Annotated in this window: 1 protein-coding gene; it reads right to left on the bottom strand. The window is 67.6% G+C overall.

All coding sequences use genetic code 11. The features are described 5' to 3' along the window. A partial coding sequence (locus tag IO39_RS43325) for a DNA-directed RNA polymerase subunit beta (RefSeq protein ID WP_043637597.1) occupies nt 1–1,372 on the bottom strand: 1,372 nt, incomplete at both ends.

Raw genomic sequence — 1,372 nt, 5'->3', positions numbered from 1 at the left:
CGCCGGGACAGGTCGATACCGAGCTCCTCCGCGGCGCGGAAGACGTCCTCGTCGGTGTCGCGCATCTCGATGGACATGCCGTCGCTGGAGAGCACCTCGACGTTGAGGCACAGCGACTGCATCTCCTTGATGAGGACCTTGAAGGACTCGGGGATGCCCGGCTCGGGGATGTTCTCGCCCTTGACGATCGCCTCGTAGACCTTCACCCGGCCCAGGACGTCGTCGGACTTGATGGTCAGCAGCTCCTGCAGGGCGTAGGCGGCGCCGTACGCCTCCAGCGCCCACACCTCCATCTCACCGAAGCGCTGGCCGCCGAACTGGGCCTTACCGCCGAGCGGCTGCTGGGTGATCATGGAGTAGGGACCGGTCGAACGCGCGTGGATCTTGTCGTCGACCAGGTGCAGCAGCTTGAGGATGTAGATGTAGCCCACCGCGATCGGGTACGGGAACGGCTCACCCGAGCGGCCGTCGAACAGCCGCGCCTTACCCGTCGGCTGCACCATGCGGTCGCCGTCACGGTTGGGGATGGTGCTGCCGAGCAGGCCGACGATCTCCTCCTCGTGCGCGCCGTCGAACACCGGCGTGGCCATGTTGGTGCGCGGGGCGACCTTCTCGAAGCCCTTGTCACGCAGCCGCTCGGCCCACGCCTCCTGGATGCCGGAGATGTCCCAGCCGCGGGCCGCGATCCAGCCCAGGTGGGTCTCCAGCACCTGGCCGACGTTCATCCGGCCGGGCACACCGAGGGGGTTGAGGATGATGTCGACCGGGGTGCCGTCCTCCAGGAACGGCATGTCCTCGACCGGCAGGATCTTGGAGATGACGCCCTTGTTGCCGTGCCGGCCGGCCAGCTTGTCACCATCGGTGATCTTACGCTTCTGCGCCACATAGACGCGGACCAGCTCGTTGACGCCGGGAGGCAGCTCGTCGCCCTCCTCGCGGCTGAACACGCGGACGGCGATGACCTTGCCCTGCTCACCGTGCGGCACCTTGAGCGAGGTGTCGCGGACCTCGCGGGCCTTCTCGCCGAAGATCGCGCGCAGCAGCCGCTCCTCCGGGGTCAGCTCGGTCTCGCCCTTCGGGGTGACCTTGCCGACCAGGATGTCGCCGGGCACGACCTCGGCGCCGATGCGGATGATGCCGCGCTCGTCGAGGTCGGCCAGGACCTCCTCGGAGACGTTGGGGATGTCGCGGGTGATCTCCTCCGGGCCCAGCTTGGTGTCACGGGCGTCGACCTCGTGCTCCTCGATGTGGATCGAGGACAGGACGTCGTCCTGGACCAGCCGCTGGGACAGGATGATCGCGTCTTCGTAGTTGTGGCCCTCCCACGGCATGAACGCCACCAGGAGGTTCTTGCCCAGCGCCATCTCACCGT

Source organism: Nonomuraea candida (assembly GCF_000725485.1).
Classification (GTDB): Bacteria; Actinomycetota; Actinomycetes; order Streptosporangiales; family Streptosporangiaceae; genus Nonomuraea; species Nonomuraea candida.
This window is presented reverse-complemented; position numbering and strand designations above follow the sequence as displayed.